We start from the raw sequence: 16,726 nt of genomic DNA, 5'->3' as shown, positions 1-16,726 counted from the left end.
CCGTCACGGTGTCGGACGCGGGCGCCGCGAGCCCGTGGGGTCGTTGCGTCGTCCTTCTCGTCGCGTGAGGTCGGGGTCGGCGAAGAGCCAACCGGGGCGCGGTTCGATCAGGGGTCGAAAGACCCAGCGCACGGGCCGGGTGGCGAGCAGGAGTGCGACGAGCACGGAGAGCACGATGACCAGGGGCAGCCAGAGCCACGTGGGCTCGAGGTCGCGGAGGACGCCCGTCTCGCGGAACGGATAGAGCACGAAGGAGTGCAGCAGGTAGACGTACATCGTGTACTGACCGAAGGAGGTCCACCAGTACGAACCGCGGGGGATCAGGACGAAGAACGCGCTGCACAGGACGACGGCCAGCAGCATCAAGGCGATCCGGATCCCACCGGCCCACCACTGATCGCCCCCCAGGTCGGAGTAGGCGTCCTCGTAGAACAGCCAGTGTCGAAGATCGATGCTCTGCCAGAGGGGGAGCCAGTTCCAGGCCGCCCAGCCGGTTGCTGCGAGGACGGCCACCGCGGCGACGCGGATCCACAACGGGCGGAAGTCGAGCAGCCTCAGTCGGTCGACGATGTCGTGCTCGCGGAGCCACCATCCGAGCGCGAAGAAGGGCAGGAGGCCGAGGGTGCGCGACAGCGAGAAGGTGCTGTCCACGTTCGGGAGGTAGCCGGAGCCGATCGAGATCAGGACTGTCCACAACAGGGGCCAGCGCAGCAGCGCGAGGTAGGGGAGGATCAGTCGGAAGATGCCGAGGGCGAGGAGGAACCACAGCGTCCAGCTCGGCTTCGTGAAGTTCGGCGACGCCTCTCCTTCCACAGCCCACTTCGTGAGCGTCCACAGCGTCTCGAAGATCACGTACGGGAGGATGATGTCGGTGATCACCCTGGCCATCTGCGTCCTGGTGGGCGAGCCGGACTTGGAAAAGTACCCGGAGATGATCGCGAACGCAGGCATATGGAACGCGTAGAGCGCCAGATAGAGGGCGTACGCGATGTCGGAGTCGTACGTGAGGCGCTGTATCGCGTGTCCCAGCACCACGAGCACGATGCACATGTACCGCGCGTTGTCCCAGAACGGCACGCGCCGTCGTCGTCGCGGGATCGATCCTGTGGTGGGCCCTGTGATGTCGGCGCCGGTACTGCTCATCGTCTGAGGCTACAGGCCGGGAATAAAGTTGCTGTGAGCGCGTTGACACAGTTACATTCAAATGAATAGAAACGGATGCGAGTCATCCGGTTTCGGAGAACACGGAGCAATCATGAGCGAGCAGTCAGGCGCGCAGGCGATGCAGTTCGGCATCATGTCGGTCAGCGACATCACCCGCGATCCCCTCACCGGCATCACCCCCAGTGAGCAGGAGCGCATCAAGGCGACGACGGCGATCGCCGTCCATGCGGAAGAGGTCGGACTCGACGTCTTCGCGATCGGCGAGCACCACAATCCGCCGTTCTGGTCCTCCAGCCCCACGACCTTCCTGGCGGCATTGGCCGCGCAGACCGAGCGTCTCATCGTCTCCACGTCGACGACCCTCATCACCACGAACGACCCCGTGCGCATCGCCGAGGAGTACGCGATGCTCCAGCACGTGTCCGACGGACGCATGGACCTCATGCTCGGTCGCGGCAACACCGGACCGGTGTATCCGTGGTTCGGGCAGGACATCCGTCAGGGACTCCCGCTCGCGATCGAGAACTACGCGCTGCTGCACAAGCTGTGGCGTGAGGACGTGGTCGACTGGGAAGGGAAGTTCCGCACGCCGCTGCAGGGCTTCACCTCGACGCCTCGTCCGCTCGACGGCATCCCGCCGTTCGTCTGGCACGGGTCCATCCGCACGCCGGAGATCGCTGAGCAGGCCGCGTACTACGGTGACGGATTCTTCGCGAACAACATCTTCTGGCCGAAGGAGCACTACCAGCGCCTGATCGAGCTCTATCGGCAGCGCTTCGAGCACTACGGCCACGGCACCAGGGAACAGGCGATCGTCGGTCTGGGTGGACAGGTGTTCATGGCCGCGAGGTCGCAGGATGCGGTGAACGCGTTCCGTCCGTACTTCGACAACGCGCCTGTCTACGGCCACGGTCCGAGCATGGAGGACTTCACCGAGATGACTCCGCTGACCGTCGGGTCACCGCAGCAGGTCATCGACCGCTATGCCGCCATGCGCGAGCACTACGGCGACTACCAGCGACAGCTGTTCCTGATCGATCACGCGGGGCTTCCGCTGAAGACGGTGCTGGAGCAGCTCGACATCCTCGGCTCCGAGGTCGTGCCCGTGCTGCGCAAGGAACTCGCGAAGAACCGCCCCGCCTCGGTACCCGACGCGCCGACCCACGCCGACCGCGTCAAGGCCGAGTTCGGCGACGGGCCGACCCGTCAGGCACGCCCCGGCGCCAACCGCGGCGACAACCTGACCGGCGACTCGCCGTACCAGGACACCCCGGCCCCCGCGGGGGCCTCCTTCGGGCTCGGCCGGAAGGAGGCGTGAGATGACCATGCGTCGTATCGCCGTCGTCTCCGCCGGCCTGTCGAACCCGTCGTCGACGCGGATGCTGGCAGATCGGCTCGCGACCGAGACCGTGAAGGCGCTCGCCGAGCAGGACATCCAGGCGAGCGTCGATGTCATCGAGCTTCGCGACTACGCACACGACATCACGAACAACATGCTCACCGGTTTCGCGCCGCCGGCGCTCGAGACCGCGATCAACACCGTGGTCTCGGCGGATGCCCTCATCGCGGTGACGCCCATCTTCTCGACGAGCTACTCGGGATTGTTCAAGTCGTTCATCGATGTACTCGACCCCGATTCCCTCCGTGGGAAGCCGGTGCTGATCGGTGCGAACGCAGGCACGGCGCGACACTCTCTCGCGATCGACTACGCCATCCGTCCGCTCTTCGCCTATCTTCATGCCGATGCCGTCTCGACCGGGGTGTTCGCCGCGTCGAGCGACTGGGGAGGTTCGGGCGACGACGTGGCTCCGCTCGGCAAACGTGTGGAGCGTGGGGCCAAAGAGCTCGCAGACGCGGTCGCCCGTCGTGAGGCGACGACCGTCGAAGACCCGTACGACCCCGCCACGTACCTGGGGGAGGGGCGCTCGTTCGGGCACATGCTCGGCGGTCTGGCAGGCGAGTGAGTCCGAGCGCGACTCGCGACGGCGGGTGACGATCAGACGTCCGGTCCGGTCCGCTGCTTCCAGTGGTACTCGGTCTCGGGGCGTCCGCGAGTGCCGTAGCGAGCGGCCCGGGTGAGCACGCCCTCCGCGACGAGGTGCTCGAGGTACCTGCGCGCGGCGACGCGGGACATTCCGAGCTGTTCAGCGGCCTCCCGTGCCGACAGAGGGCCGGAGGTGCGCAACACCGCGCTGATTTTCTCGAGCGAGGAGACCGACAGGCCCTTCGGGACGGCGAGCGTGCCCGTGGCTCGGCCGAGCAGGGCGTCGATCTCCGCCTGGGTCGCTTCGCCTGCGGTCGTCGTGGCCTGCTCACGGTGGGCGCGGTAGCTGTCCATCCGCTCTTGGAACACGGCGAACGGGAAAGGCTTGACCAGGTAGTGGTAGACACCGAGGGCGGCCATCTGTCGGACCGTCTCGGCATCGCGCACGCCGGTGATCGCGATGACGTCGGTCGCTTCGGCCCGAGCACGGAGCGTCCGCAGCACATCGATCCCCGATCCGTCCGGCATGGTGATGTCGAGCAGCACGAGGTCGAATGCGCCGGCGCCCGGACGATCGAGCACCGCGTTCAGGGCTGCCCGGGCGCTGCTGCATTCTCCGGTGACCACGAACCCGTCGAGGCGGGCCAGGTAGTCGCGGTGGAGTTCGAGCGTGAGGGCATCGTCGTCGACGAGGAGCGTGCGGATCATGGGCGCGGTCTCCGCGACCCTGTCGCTGCAGGCAGGACGACGCGGAACGTCGTCGGCTCGTCGCTGATCGAGACCGTGCCGCCGGCTCCGGTGACCACGGAGCGCACGAGAGCCAGGCCGACGCCGCGCCCCTGGGCGTCCGAGGGCTTCGTCGAGTAGCCCTGTTCGAAGATCCGGTCCTGCTGGCCACGGGGGACACCCGGACCGCTGTCGGCGACTTCGAGCACGACCTCACCCTCCTGCCCTGGGCGCAGGGACACCTGCACCCAGCGATCCTCGGATTCTGCGGCCGCATCCATCGCGTTGTCGATGAGGTTGCCGAGGACGGAGACGGCATCGACCGGCGAGAGCGGGGTGCGCGGCGTCTCCGGCTCGATGTGAACACGCCAGTCGATACCGCGTTCCTTGGCCTGAGATGCCTTTCCCAGGAGCAGCGCTCCGACGGCCGGGTCGCCGTGACGCCGTGCCGTGACCTGATCGACGAGGGACTGGCTTTGGCGCGACGTCTCCGTGAGGATCTCGATGGCCTCGGCGCTGCGGCCCAACTCGAGGAGAGCGACGGCGGCATGCATCCGGTTTCCGTGTTCGTGGGTCTGGGCGCGGAGCGCATCGCCGAGGGTGCGGATCGACTCGTACGACGAGACCGCATCCCGCAGCTGGCCCGGCGGAAGATCTCCCGTGATGCGCCGCGTCGCCCGCCGCGCGATCACGGCCCCGACCGTGCCGAGCAGGATCAGCCCGGCGGTGATGCCGAGTGTGAGGGGCAGTCGGCGGATCAGGGTGTCGCTGATGGACTCGGTCGTGACTCCGGCCGAGACCCATCCGATCACGTCCCCGTCCGCCGCGGTCACCGGCACGATCGTCCGCACCGACGGTCCGAGCGTTCCGGTGAACTCCTCCGTGAGGCTCTGAGCGGCGGTGGGGATGGTCCCGAGATACCGTTTGCCGATCTGGGTCGGGTCGGGGTGCGTGATCCGCGTGCCGTCGGGCCTCATGATCGTGATGAAGTCGAGGTCGGCTCGCGCGATCACGTCCAGTGCGTAGGGTTCGAGCACGTCGGTGGCGGCCCCGGCGTCGGTCCCGGTGAGCCCGTCCGCGACCACCGGCGAGACCGCGAACGCCTCCGCAGTGGCGGCCGTGACCCGTTCTGCCTCGGTGCGGAGCGCCCGCTGGGTCTCCACGACGAGGAAGACGGCCACCAGCGCTCCGATCACGACGGTCGCGCCGAGCAAGACGACGAACACCCGCGATGCGGTGCTGCGCCCGGGGGAGGTGCGCGTCATCGCGTGCCTCCGATCGTCGATGGTCCGTGCCGAGACCAATACGACCACAAATCGCGGTGTGCCGTGAAGTCGGCGACTCTGAGAGCCGATCGGCGGCACCGCAGCCGCCACCGGACGATGACGTCGACGATCAAGGAGGACGCATGGCGCTCACGACAGGATTCGCACTCCCGAAGTTCAACTGGCGACGAGGCAAGCACGCGTGGGACAGGCACACCTGGTTGTATGTCTCCGTCCTGATCGCCGTCGTGCTCGGTGTCGTGGTGGGCCTGATCTGGCCGGAGGTCGGGCAGGGATTCGAGGCTCTGGGCAAGGGATTCGTGGCGCTGATCAAGATGATGATCGCCCCGATCATCTTCTGCACGATCGTCGTCGGTGTCGGCTCCATCGCCAAGGCCGCGACCGTGGGGAAGATCGGCGGTCTTGCGCTGCTCTACTTCATGGTGATGTCGACATTCGCGCTCGCGATCGGGCTGCTCGTCGGCAACATCATCCACCCCGGCGCAGGGCTGGACATGGCGTCCGCGACGTATGACGCGACCGAGACCGAGGCGAAGACCACCCAGGAGTTCATCCTGGGCATCATCCCGACGACATTCTTCTCGGCGTTCACCGGTGAGAGTGTCCTGCAGGTGTTGTTCATCGCGCTTCTCGTCGGCTTCGCGCTGCAAGGGCTCGGTGAGCGCGGTGCGCCCATCATGGAAGCGGTCAAGCACCTCCAGAAACTCGTGTTCCGGATTCTCGGGATGATCCTCTGGCTCGCGCCGATCGGAGCGTTCGGCGCGATCGCGGCGGTGGTGGGCAAGACCGGGATAGCGGCCATCTGGAGCCTGGGCATCCTGATGGGCGCGTTCTACATCACGTGCATCGTGTTCATCGTGGTGATCCTGGGAACGCTGCTGTGGACGGTCGCACGGGTGAACATCTTCGCGCTCATGAAGTACCTGGCTCGCGAGTACCTCCTGATCGTCGGAACCTCCTCCTCGGAGTCCGCCCTCCCGCGTCTCATCGCGAAGATGGAGTTCGTCGGTGTCTCCAAGCCGGTCGTCGGCATCACCGTTCCGACCGGGTACTCGTTCAATCTCGACGGCACGGCGATCTACCTGACCATGGCATCGCTGTTCATCGCCACCGGGATGGGGCAACCGATGTCCATCGGCGAGCAGATCGGCCTGTTGGTGTTCATGATCATCGCGAGCAAGGGGGCGGCAGGGGTGACCGGGGCCGGGCTCGCGACGCTCGCCGGGGGACTGCAGGCCTATCGGCCCGATCTCGTCGACGGGGTCGGAGTGATCGTCGGCATCGACCGGTTCATGTCCGAGGGGCGTGCCCTCACGAACTTCACCGGAAACGCCGTGGCCACTCTCCTGATCGGCACCTGGACCAAGCAGATCGACAGAGAGCGGGTGCGTCGGGTCCTCGGCGGGGACCTGCCGTTCGATGAATCGCTGCTCGATGGCGTGGACTCGCACACGACCCCGGGCGGCGCGCAGGGTGCGGACGTTCAGGAGCTTCGCGAGGCCGCGCTCACGGAGATGGCGGCGAAGGAGGAGCGCGCCAGGATGCGAGCCGCAGGCGCCTGACGGGAGAACCCGAGAGGGATGCGGGAGTCCGAGGAACGGGCTCCCGCATCCACGCGATCAACCGCTCTTGCGTCGGAACTCGCGCCGGGTCTGCGGGGCGTGTGCACTGTGGACGGCGGAATCGCCGTCCAGGTGCGCCTCGCCCTGCCGCTGGTGCGCGTTCTTCTTCTCGAGCGCTTCCTTGAACTTGCGCTTCATCTCCTCAGACGAGGAGGCGCCTTCTTCGGTGCTCATGACCTGAGCCTAGAGCACCCGGTGCAGCGGGTCACCCTCTCTTGGTCGCGCACCCGGGGAGCAGTGGACCCGGTCCGGTCGCCGGATCGAACGACTCGGGAACCGGAGATCGGATGGCCGGTGGCCCCTCGACCAGCATCCGGTGAACATCTGGTGCCGTGCGCCGTCCGTCGTCGATGCGAGGTTCGAGTGCCGTCATCCTGGAGGTGTGAGAGTAGCGATCGTCGCAGAGTCCTTTCTTCCGCACATGAACGGCGTCACCGGCTCCGTCCTCCAGATCCTGCACCACCTCGACCAGAGAGGCCACCAGGCGCATGTCGTGGCACCGAGCGCCGTAGGCATCCCTGAACACGTCAGCGGTGCGCCCATCGATGCGATGCCGAGTCTCGCCCTGCCCGGTTACCGCAACGTCAGGGTCGGGACCTCGGGTGCGCACCGCATCGCCTCCTCCCTGCGACGTTTCGCGCCAGACATCGTGCATCTCGCCTCCCCCTTCGCGCTCGGCTGGCGTGGAGTGCTCGCCGCCGAACGGCTCGGCGTCGCGAGCGTCGCCGCCTATCAGACGGACGTGGCCGCATACACCGAGAGGTACCGGATGGCCGCGACCACGGGGATCGCTCAGACGCACATCGCACGACTGCATCGGCGGGCGACGATGACCCTCGCGCCTTCCGTCGATGCGGCGCAACAGCTCGCCGCCCTGGGAGTGGATCGCGTTCGCCGATGGGGGAGAGGGGTCGATGCGGAGCGCTTCCATCCCAGTCGTCGCGACCCCGTGCTCCGTGCAGGCTGGAACGCCGACGTCGTGATCGGCTACGTCGGTCGGCTCGCACCCGAGAAGCAGGTCGAGGACCTCGTCGCACTCCGCGACGTTCCCGGTACCCGACTCGTGATCGTCGGCGACGGGCCCAGCCGGGCACACCTCGAGACCGTGCTGCCGGATGCTCTGTTCCTCGGGCACCTCGACGGTGCGGCGCTCGCCGCAGCGCTGGCGTCGTTCGATCTGTTCGTGCACCCGGGGGAGAGCGAGACGTTCGGACAGACCCTCCAAGAGGCCCACGCCAGCGGCGTCCCCGTCATCGCGACCGGGCGTGGCGGTCCCCTGGATCTGGTGCGCATGGGCATCGACGGGTGGCTGTACCGTCCGGGAGACCTCGCAGATCTCCGGGGGCGAGTGGCCGATCTCGCCGGCGACACCCGCAAGCGCCTGGCCTTCGGGGAAGCAGGGCGAGACGCCGTGCAGAGCCGCAGCTGGACCAGCGTGTGCGACCGACTCCTCGAGCACTTCGACGAGGCGCAGACGCTGCACCGGGCGGATTCCGGCACCCGCGCGCGGAGGCGCGTGCGCCCGGATCCTCCTGCGCCGGTCGTAGTGCAGAAGTGGCACCGCTACGTCGCGCTCGGCGACTCACTCACGGAAGGGCTGTGCGATCCGGCGCCCGACGGGACTCTGCGCGGCTGGGCCGATCGCCTCGCCATGCTTCTCGCTGCCCGTGGGGATCTGCACTATGCGAACCTCGCCCTCCGTTCCCAGCGCGTGCGTGACCTCTCCGGGGTCCAGCTGACCAGGGCGCTGGAACTTCGTCCCGATCTCGTGTCGATCCTGATCGGAGCCAACGACCTCGTGAAGGGCCGAGTCGACGTCGCGACGCTCGCCGCAGAGCTCGAGATCGCGGTGCGACGCTTGCGCGGGATCGGCGCCGATGTGCTTCTCGTGACACCGTTCCTGCCCGGTCGCCGTGCGGCATGGATCTACACCCGGAGGTTCTCGGCCTTCGCGACGGCGCTGACCGGGATCGCGACCCGGACCGGAGCCATGCTGATCGACACGGATCTGCACCCGGAGCTGGCCGAGCACCCGAACTGGGGAGAGGACCTGGTGCATCTCAGCAGCCGGGGACACCGCTTCCTCGCCTATCGGGCGGGCGAGCTCCTCGGCGTGCCGGACGCCGACGCGCTCGGAACGCTCGACGCGGCGCTGCACGAACACGAGCCCCTCCGCATGGGGGCGTGGTGGCGGCGTCACGCGCTGCCCTGGGTCTGGCGTCGTCTGCACGGACGTGTGGCGGGGGACGGGCGGATTGCGAAGCACGACGACTACGTCCACCTCGGAGGATCGGCCGCAGACCGCCCCGCGTTCGTCGGCTGAGGCGACCCGGTCGAGGGGTCAGCGCCGACCCATGCCGTGGTACTGCCAACCGGCAGCACGCCACGCCTCCGCGTCGAGGCAGTTGCGCCCGTCGACGACGATCCGTCCGCGGACCAGGCCGCCGGCGTGCTCCGGCGACAACTCGCGCCGGTACTCGTCCCACTCGGTCACGATGACCACAGCATCGGCGTCGCGCAACGCGTCGTCGCGCTCGCGGGCGTATCCGAGTTGCGGGTGCGCGGCGACGGCGTTGTCGATCGCCGCAGGATCGGTCACGATGACGTCTGCGCCCAGCCCCCGCAGGCGAACGGCGACGTCGAGAGCGGGGGAGTCCCGGATGTCGTCGCTGAACGGCTTGAACGCCGCTCCGAGGACCGCGATCCGGCGACCGAACACGAGGCCGTCGAGCGCGTCGACCACCAGGCGCACGGCACGGTCGCGACGTCGCAGGTTGATCATGTCCACTTCGCGCAGGAAGCCGACCGCTTCGCCACGTCCGAGCTCGTCCGCCCGCGCGGCGAAGGCGCGGATGTCCTTCGGCAGGCAGCCGCCACCGAAGCCGATACCCGCGCCGAGGTAGCGTCGCCCGATACGCCCGTCGAGGCCGAGAGCATCGGCGAGCAGCGTGATGTCCGCCCCGGAGGCCTCCGCTATCTCCGCCATCGCGTTGATGAACGAGATCTTGGTGGCGAGGAAGGCGTTCGCCGCGCCCTTGACCAATTCGGCGGTGGCGAGGTCGGTCACCAGGAAGGGGCTTCCGGCGTCGACGGCCTCCGCGTACGCCTCGCGCAGAACGGCGACGGCGCGCGTGCCATCGTCGTCCGAATCCGCCCCGACCACGAGACGGTCCGGTGCCAGTGTGTCGTGGACCGCCCAGCCTTCGCGCAGGAACTCGGGGTTCCAGACCAGGGTCGCTCCCACTGCGGCGATGCGAGGTCCCAGCCGTCCGGCGGTACCGACGGGCACGGTGGACTTGCCTGCGACGATGTCCCCGGGGCCGAGGTGGGGCAGCAAGGCCTCGACCGCCTCCTCGACGAAGCGGAGGTCCGCGGCGTGGCCCCCGGAGACCTGAGGAGTCCCGACGGCGAGGAAGTGGACCGTCGCGCCCGCGGCGTCCGCCATTCGGCTGCTGAATCGCAACCGGCCGGATGCCAGTCCTTCGGAGAGCATCTCCGGGAGGCGAGGTTCGAAGAACGGCGGCGCTCCCGCGGTGAGGGCGGCGATCTTGGCCACGTCGACGTCGATGCCGATCACCTCGTGTCCGAGGGAGGCCATGGCGGCGGCATGCACGGCACCGAGGTAGCCGCAGCCGATTACTGACATGCGCATGGTCTCAGCAGAGCCGATCCTCATCGCGTCGGGGGATCCTGGGGATGAACAGCACCTGACGGTCACATGTCTGATCCGCGAAGGGCGTCGCAACGCCGGGATCCGGGGCGTGCGCTGGTAGGGTGGACGAGATCGACGAGTGTCGACTGCACAACTTCATATCGACTCATGGAGCGATCGGCGGTGAAGCTGGTCCCCTGTGGTGGGTTCCTCGGCGGGTGTCGGGTGGCTTTCTACTGGTGGCCAGCGCAGGCGAGATTCGCGGGAGTGCCCGCGCGCCCGAACCCTTCCGTTCCGCTCCTTTGAACATGCTCGCGCGTCACACGGACTCGCGAGTCTAAACAAAGAAGGAGAGACCTCTTGGAAGGTCCTGAAATCACCGCCACCGAGGCCGTTCTCGACAACGGCCGCTTCGGCACCCGCACCATCCGCTTCGAGACCGGCCGCCTCGCGCAGCAGGCTCAGGGCGCAGTCGCCGCGTATCTCGACGGCGAGACCATGCTCCTCTCGGCCACCAGCGCAGGCAAGCACCCGCGCGAGGGCTTCGACTTCTTCCCGCTGACGGTCGATGTCGAGGAGCGTTCCTACGCTGCAGGCAAGATCCCCGGCTCGTTCTTCCGTCGTGAGGGTCGCCCCTCCACCGAGGCGATCCTCGTGTGCCGTCTGATCGACCGTCCTCTTCGTCCGTCGTTCGTCGACGGCCTGCGCAACGAGGTCCAGATCGTCATCACCGTGCTCTCGATCGCGCCCGGCGAGTTCTACGACGCCCTCGCGATCAACGCGGCATCGGCATCGACGCAGATCTCGGGTCTGCCGTTCTCGGGCCCCGTTGCCGGTGTGCGCCTCGCGTTCATCCCCGGTCACGGCGAGCACGCGGACCAGTGGGTCGCGTTCCCGACCGCCGAGCAGGTGTCGGAGGCCGTGTTCGACCTGATCGTCGCCGGTCGTGTGGTCACCAAGGCCGATGGCACGGAAGACGTCGCCATCATGATGGTCGAGGCCGAGGCCACTGAGGACAGCTGGAACCTGATCAAGGCCGGCGCCACGAAGCCGAACGAGGAGATCGTGGCCCAGGGGCTCGAGGCGTCGAAGCCCTTCATCGCCCAGCTGGTGAAGGCTCAGGCCGAGCTTGCCGCCACCGCGTCGAAGGAGCCTGGTGTCTACCCGGTCTTCCCCGCGTACAGCGACGAGGTCTACGACTTCGTCTCCGAGCGCGTGTTCGCCGAGCTCAGCGATGTCTACCAGATCGCCGACAAGGTCGAGCGCCAGACCGCTGACGACGCGATCAAGGACCGTGTCAAGGCCGAGCTCATCGAGGCGACCGAGGCGGGCTCGCTGCCGGCCGCGGCTCCGCTGGAGTTCTCCGCCGCGTACAAGTCCGTCACGAAGAAGATCGTCCGCGGACGCATCCTCACCGAGGGCGCTCGCATCGACGGCCGTGGTCTGGCGGACATCCGCCCGCTCGATGCCGAGGTGCAGGTCATCCCTCGCGTGCACGGTTCCGCGATCTTCCAGCGCGGCGAGACCCAGATCATGGGTGTCACCACGCTGAACATGCTCAAGATGGAGCAGCAGATCGATTCGCTGTCGCCCACGACGAGCAAGCGCTACATGCACCACTACAACTTCCCGCCCTACTCGACCGGTGAGACCGGTCGAGTCGGCTCGCCGAAGCGTCGCGAGATCGGGCACGGCTTCCTCGCCGAGCGCGCCCTCGTGCCGGTGCTGCCGAGCCGCGAGGAGTTCCCTTACGCAATCCGTCAGGTGTCCGAGGCTCTCGGCTCCAACGGTTCGACGTCGATGGGCTCCGTCTGTGCATCGACGCTGTCGCTGCTGAACGCGGGTGTGCCGCTGCGCGCGCCGGTCGCCGGCATAGCGATGGGTCTGGTCTCCGACGAGGTCGACGGCGAGACGCGCTACGCGGCGCTCACCGACATCCTCGGCGCGGAGGACGCACTCGGCGACATGGACTTCAAGGTCGCCGGCACCAGCGAGTTCGTCACGGCCATCCAGCTTGACACGAAGCTCGACGGCATTCCGTCGTCGGTGCTCGCCGGCGCGCTGACGCAGGCCCGCGATGCGCGCCTGACGATCCTCAACGTGCTCAACGCCGCGATCGACACTCCCGACGAGATGGCGCCGACCGCGCCGCGCGTCATCAGCGTGCAGATCCCGGTCGACAAGATCGGCGAGCTGATCGGCCCGAAGGGCAAGACGATCAACGCGATCCAGGACGAGACCGGCGCGCAGATCTCCATCGAGGAGGACGGCACCGTCTACATCGGCGCGACCGACGGCCCCTCGGCCGAGGCCGCCCGCGCCCAGGTGAACGCGATCGCCAACCCGACCAACCCCGAGGTCGGCGAGCAGTTCCTCGGCACCGTTGTGAAGATCGCCACGTTCGGCGCCTTCATCTCGCTGCTGCCCGGTAAGGACGGACTCCTGCACGTCACCGAGGTGCGCAAGCTCGCCGGTGGCAAGCGCGTCGAGAACGTCGACGACGTGCTGTCGGTCGGCCAGAAGATCCTCGTCAGGATCACGAAGATCGACGACCGCGGCAAGCTGTCCCTCGAGCCCGTGCTCGACGAGGCGCCGGCTGCCGAGGCAGCTCCTGCCGAGGCGGCTGCCGCCGAGTAAGCCAGAGCTCGAACAGGAACCCGGGCCGTCCGCACTGGACGGCCCGGGTTCTCTCTTCTCCGGTGTGACCAAATCGTTATCGCGTGTTTCCCCGACGTTCCCCGGATTGGTCAGGACGTTGTGTGAATTCGCCTACCCTCGGAAGTACGCACCGGGGGGTGCAGATCCAGCAGGTACGCAGGTCGGGACGCACCGATCGACGCGGGGGTGAGAGAGTATGCGGTTGTTCGGCGTAGGCGCAGGAGCGTCAGCGGAACGCGACCACGCGGCCGTAGCCGAGCATCCGTCAGCGCCCATCCCCATCGTCGGTCCTGGAATAGGGGAGTCCATCCGCGTTCCGCTCGGTGAGACCGGCTTCGAGACCTTCCCCCTGATGCTCGGCGCTGCGGAGTTCGGCTGGAACGTCGATCTCGAGACCAGCCACGGCATCCTCGATCGCTACGTGGAGTTCGGCGGCAACGCGATCCACACCGCGGACGGATTCTCCGGCGGTCGCAGCGAACACATCATCGGCCAGTGGCTGCGTTCGCGCGGTCAGAGCGAGCGGGCGGTGCTGAGTGTGCGCGTCGGCGCTCATGCCGACAACCCGGGGCTCGGATCCGTCAACCTCGTGCGTGCGGTCGAGGGCTCGCTCACCAGGCTCGGGGTCGAGCGGATCGACGTCCTCTACCTCGACGCCACACTCGACGCGACGACGAACCTCGAAGACACCCTGGCGACCGTCGAGTGGCTTTCGGACGCAGGTAAGGTCGGGGCGCTCGGGGCCTACGGGCTCGCGCCGGAGCGGCTGGTGGAGGCGCGCATCCTGGCTTCGGCAGGGTACCCACGGGTGCAGGTCATCGATGCGCCGTACAATCTCGTCCGGCGTCAGCCGTTCGAAGGCGACCTTCGCCTCGTGGCCGGTGCGCAGAACCTGGCAGTGACGCCTTCGCACGCGCTCGAGCACGGATTCCTTTCCGGCCGGCATCGCAGCAAAGCGCTCACGTCGCGCGGTGTACGCGGTGAGCAGCTGCGCGGGCAGCTGAATCGGCGTGGTATCAAGGTCCTGCGTGCGCTCGATCAGGTCTCGGAGGAGCTCGGGGTTCCCGTGGCGGCGGTGTCGATCGCCTGGCTTCTGGCGCAGCGCACGATCGCCGCGCCGATCGTGAACGCGTTCGCGACGGATCATGTCGATGAGCTCATGCAGGGCGCCGGTGTCTCGCTGTCGCGGAGCCACCTCGCCGAGCTCACCCGCGCCGGCAACTGAGGATCGTCCGCCGTTGACGTAGGGTGGAATGAACGCCCGGCGGATGCTGGCAATGAAGCGAGCGAGTTGTGACGCACTACATATATCTGGTTAGACACGGTGAACATCAGGACGCAGAACATGGTCTCGCCGATGGCCCCCTCTCCCCACGGGGGCAGCGTCAGGCGGAGCTGATCGCCGACCGGTTGTCCGGTCTCCCGCTCGATGCCGTGTGGCATTCCCCGCTCTTGCGTGCCAACGAGACCGCTCGGGCGATCGCCGCGCGGCTGCCGTCCGTCGACCCTGCTCCGACCGCACTCCTCTTCGACTGCGTGCCGACCGGGATGACCGAGGATACGCCGTCCGCGTTCGAACCGTTCTTCGGCTCGGTGACCGAGGCCGAGATCGAGGCGGGGCGTGCGCAGATGTCAGATGCCGTCAACGAGTTCCTCGTGCGCAAGACCGGGGATGTTCACGAGGTGCTCATCACTCACAACTTCGTGATCTCCTGGTTCGTCCGCGAGGTCCTCGCTGCCCCAGAGTGGCGCTGGATGACCCTCAACCAGTCACACTGCGGCCTGACCGTGATCGCGCAGAAGCAGGGGCGGCCGTGGACGCTGCTCACCCACAACGACACCGGCCACCTTCCGGTGGAGCTGCGCACCGGAATCCCCGACGCGCTGCTCGTGTGAGTTCGCGCACTTCTCCCATCCGGATGTCCGAGGTCCCGCGCGCCCCGCAGGATGGGTGAAGTCCGCGAAATAGACTGGATGCATGACCACGCAGGTAGCACTCGTCGGCGGCACCGGGAAGCTCGGACGGATCATCCGTGCGGTAGTCGACGAGCTCGAGGGGTTCGAGGTGAGCCATGTACTGACCTCCTCGAGCGATCTCTCCGAGTTGGACGGTGCGGACCTCGTGATCGATGCATCGACTCCGCAGGTGAGCGTCGACGTCGTCCGTGCCGCCGTCGAGCGCGGGATCAATGTGCTCGTCGCGACCTCGGGCTGGTCCGCGGAGCGGATCGCGCTGGTGCGTCCCCTCGTCGAGGCGGCAGGAACCGGTGCGGTCTTCATACCGAACTTCTCGCTCGGTTCGGTGCTCGGATCGGCCCTCGCCGCGGCAGCGGCCCCGTTCTTCGGCTCTGCCGAGATCATCGAGGCGCATCGCGAGACCAAGATCGATTCGCCCAGCGGCACGGCCGTGCGCACCGCGGAACTGATCGCGGCCGCGCGCGCCGAACAGGGACCGGTCAGCGCTCCGCATGCCGATCAACGCGCCCGAGGGCAGCAGGTCGGCAGCGTGCCGATTCATTCCCTGCGTCGCCCCGGTGTCGTCGCCAAGCAGGAGGTCATCCTGTCCGGACCAGGGGAGTCGCTGACGTTCACCCATGACACCACGGACTCCGCGCTCGCCTACGCCCCGGGCATCCGCATCGCCGTTCCCTTCGCACGGGACGCCAGCGGTGTGATCGTCGGACTCGAGCACATGATCGACATCGGCATCCGCTCGTGATGTCACGCATCGGCGTCGCGCTGATGGCGGTGGCGCTGCTCGTCTATCTCGCGGTCGCCATCTGGCTCGCCGTGATGTTCATCTCGGTCGGCACGCCGATCTCGATCGGGATGGGCATCACGCTCCTGGTTCTGGCCCCGATCGGTGCCTGGGCGCTCGTTCGCGAGATGATGTTCGGCTTCGGCGCGGACCGCCTGGGGCGCCTGCTCGATGCAGAAGGCGGGATGCCTCCCGTGGAGACCGAGCTCACCCCGAGCGGGCGGATCGCTCGTGCCGATGCCGATCCGCTCATCGCGCGATACGCCGCGGAAGCGGACGCGGCGGGCGACGACTGGCGTGCGCGGTATCGACTGGGCGTGGTGCAGGACGCCGCCGGGCGCCGGAAGGATGCCAGAGCCAGCATCCGTGAGGCGATCCGCCTCTCCCGGCGGCCCTGACACCGGCACCGACGATCAGGCGAGCGTGGCCTCGAGCGTGATCTCGATGCCCGCGAGCGCCTGAGACACCGGGCAGCCGGTCTTCGCTCCGTTCGCGATCTCCTGGAACGCCTCCGGAGTCAGGTTCGGGACGGTCGCGTTGACGTTGAGATGACTGCCGGTGATACCGACGCCGGGCTTGAAGGTGACGGATGCGCTTGCGTCGACACGTTCGGGAGGCGTGCCGTTCTCGGCGAGTGCGTGCGAGAGCGCCATGCTGAAACACGAGGCGTGAGCGGCGGCGATGAGTTCCTCAGGGGTGGTCGTGGTATCGCTGCCCTCGCTGCGCGCCTTCCAGTTGATCGGGAAGGTGCCGAGGTTCGACGAAGAGAACGCCACGGTGCCCGACCCCTCCATGAGCGATCCTGTCCACGTGCTGGTGGCTTCGCTGGTGACGGGCATTGTTCCTCCGGTTCTCGCGCCCTCGGGGAGGAGGGTC

The 16,726-nt window shown here is 67.7% G+C and carries 15 protein-coding genes; 9 read left to right on the top strand and 6 right to left on the bottom strand.

Annotated elements, in window-relative coordinates:
* Positions 1–3 precede the first annotated feature (3 nt).
* Positions 4–1,143 (bottom strand): acyltransferase family protein, encoded by a 1,140-nt coding sequence (locus tag LC041_RS12580; RefSeq protein ID WP_226533433.1) that lies wholly within the window; start codon positions 1,141–1,143, stop codon positions 4–6.
* Positions 1,144–1,255: 112 nt separating this feature from the next.
* Between LC041_RS12580 and LC041_RS12575 the strand changes: the two genes are divergently transcribed.
* Entirely contained in the window at positions 1,256–2,482 is a 1,227-nt protein-coding gene (locus LC041_RS12575) for an LLM class flavin-dependent oxidoreductase (RefSeq protein ID WP_226533432.1), read from the top strand.
* A gap of 1 nt (position 2,483) precedes the next feature.
* Positions 2,484–3,128, top strand: coding sequence for an FMN reductase (locus LC041_RS12570; RefSeq protein WP_226533431.1), 645 nt, complete (start codon positions 2,484–2,486; stop codon positions 3,126–3,128).
* Between the two features lie 32 nt (positions 3,129–3,160).
* Here the strand turns inward: LC041_RS12570 and LC041_RS12565 are convergent, their stop codons facing one another.
* Complete coding sequence (locus tag LC041_RS12565) at positions 3,161–3,856, bottom strand: response regulator (RefSeq protein ID WP_226533430.1); 696 nt, start codon at positions 3,854–3,856, stop codon at positions 3,161–3,163.
* Positions 3,853–5,139: a sensor histidine kinase gene (locus LC041_RS12560; RefSeq protein ID WP_226533429.1), complete on the bottom strand. Its 1,287-nt coding sequence runs from the start codon at positions 5,137–5,139 to the stop codon at positions 3,853–3,855. Before LC041_RS12560 ends, LC041_RS12565 begins: the two co-directional genes overlap by 4 nt.
* Before the next feature lie 143 nt (positions 5,140–5,282).
* Between LC041_RS12560 and LC041_RS12555 the strand changes: the two genes are divergently transcribed.
* Complete coding sequence (locus tag LC041_RS12555; RefSeq protein WP_226533428.1) at positions 5,283–6,722, top strand: cation:dicarboxylate symporter family transporter; 1,440 nt, start codon at positions 5,283–5,285, stop codon at positions 6,720–6,722.
* A 57-nt stretch (positions 6,723–6,779) separates the two neighbouring features.
* Here the strand turns inward: LC041_RS12555 and LC041_RS12550 are convergent, their stop codons facing one another.
* Positions 6,780–6,956, bottom strand: a complete 177-nt coding sequence (locus tag LC041_RS12550) for a DUF5302 domain-containing protein (protein WP_165875365.1) — start codon at positions 6,954–6,956, stop codon at positions 6,780–6,782.
* A 208-nt stretch (positions 6,957–7,164) separates the two neighbouring features.
* Between LC041_RS12550 and LC041_RS12545 the strand changes: the two genes are divergently transcribed.
* Positions 7,165–9,105, top strand: a complete 1,941-nt coding sequence (locus LC041_RS12545) for a GDSL-type esterase/lipase family protein (protein WP_226533427.1) — start codon at positions 7,165–7,167, stop codon at positions 9,103–9,105.
* Between the two features lie 18 nt (positions 9,106–9,123).
* Here LC041_RS12545 and LC041_RS12540 read toward each other — a convergent pair whose 3' ends face one another.
* Positions 9,124–10,434, bottom strand: coding sequence for a UDP-glucose dehydrogenase family protein (locus LC041_RS12540; RefSeq protein ID WP_226533426.1), 1,311 nt, complete (start codon positions 10,432–10,434; stop codon positions 9,124–9,126).
* Between the two features lie 360 nt (positions 10,435–10,794).
* Here LC041_RS12540 and LC041_RS12535 point away from each other — a divergent pair, with 360 nt between their 5' ends.
* The 5 genes from LC041_RS12535 (at position 10,795) to LC041_RS12515 (ending at position 16,248) form a co-directional block, all read left to right on the top strand.
* Positions 10,795–13,071: a polyribonucleotide nucleotidyltransferase gene (locus tag LC041_RS12535; RefSeq protein WP_226533425.1), complete on the top strand. Its 2,277-nt coding sequence runs from the start codon at positions 10,795–10,797 to the stop codon at positions 13,069–13,071.
* A gap of 217 nt (positions 13,072–13,288) precedes the next feature.
* A complete protein-coding gene (locus tag LC041_RS12530; protein ID WP_226533424.1) occupies positions 13,289–14,317 on the top strand; it encodes an aldo/keto reductase in 1,029 nt (342 codons plus the stop codon).
* A gap of 68 nt (positions 14,318–14,385) precedes the next feature.
* Positions 14,386–14,988 carry a histidine phosphatase family protein gene (locus LC041_RS12525; protein ID WP_047519311.1) on the top strand — a complete coding sequence of 201 codons (603 nt, stop codon included), beginning with the start codon at positions 14,386–14,388 and terminating at the stop codon, positions 14,986–14,988.
* Positions 14,989–15,070: 82 nt separating this feature from the next.
* A complete protein-coding gene (gene dapB / locus LC041_RS12520) occupies positions 15,071–15,811 on the top strand; it encodes a 4-hydroxy-tetrahydrodipicolinate reductase (protein ID WP_226533423.1) in 741 nt (246 codons plus the stop codon).
* Complete coding sequence (locus LC041_RS12515; RefSeq protein ID WP_226533443.1) at positions 15,811–16,248, top strand: hypothetical protein; 438 nt, start codon at positions 15,811–15,813, stop codon at positions 16,246–16,248. Before dapB ends, LC041_RS12515 begins: the two co-directional genes overlap by 1 nt.
* A 15-nt stretch (positions 16,249–16,263) precedes the next feature.
* Here LC041_RS12515 and LC041_RS12510 read toward each other — a convergent pair whose 3' ends face one another.
* Positions 16,264–16,689, bottom strand: coding sequence for an OsmC family peroxiredoxin (locus LC041_RS12510; protein WP_226533422.1), 426 nt, complete (start codon positions 16,687–16,689; stop codon positions 16,264–16,266).
* Between the last annotated feature and the right edge of the window lie 37 nt (positions 16,690–16,726).

Source organism: Microbacterium paraoxydans (assembly GCF_020524545.1).
Classification (GTDB): Bacteria; Actinomycetota; Actinomycetes; order Actinomycetales; family Microbacteriaceae; genus Microbacterium; species Microbacterium paraoxydans_C.
The sequence above is the reverse complement of the archived record's forward strand: the minus strand, read 5'-3'. Positions and strand labels throughout refer to the sequence as shown.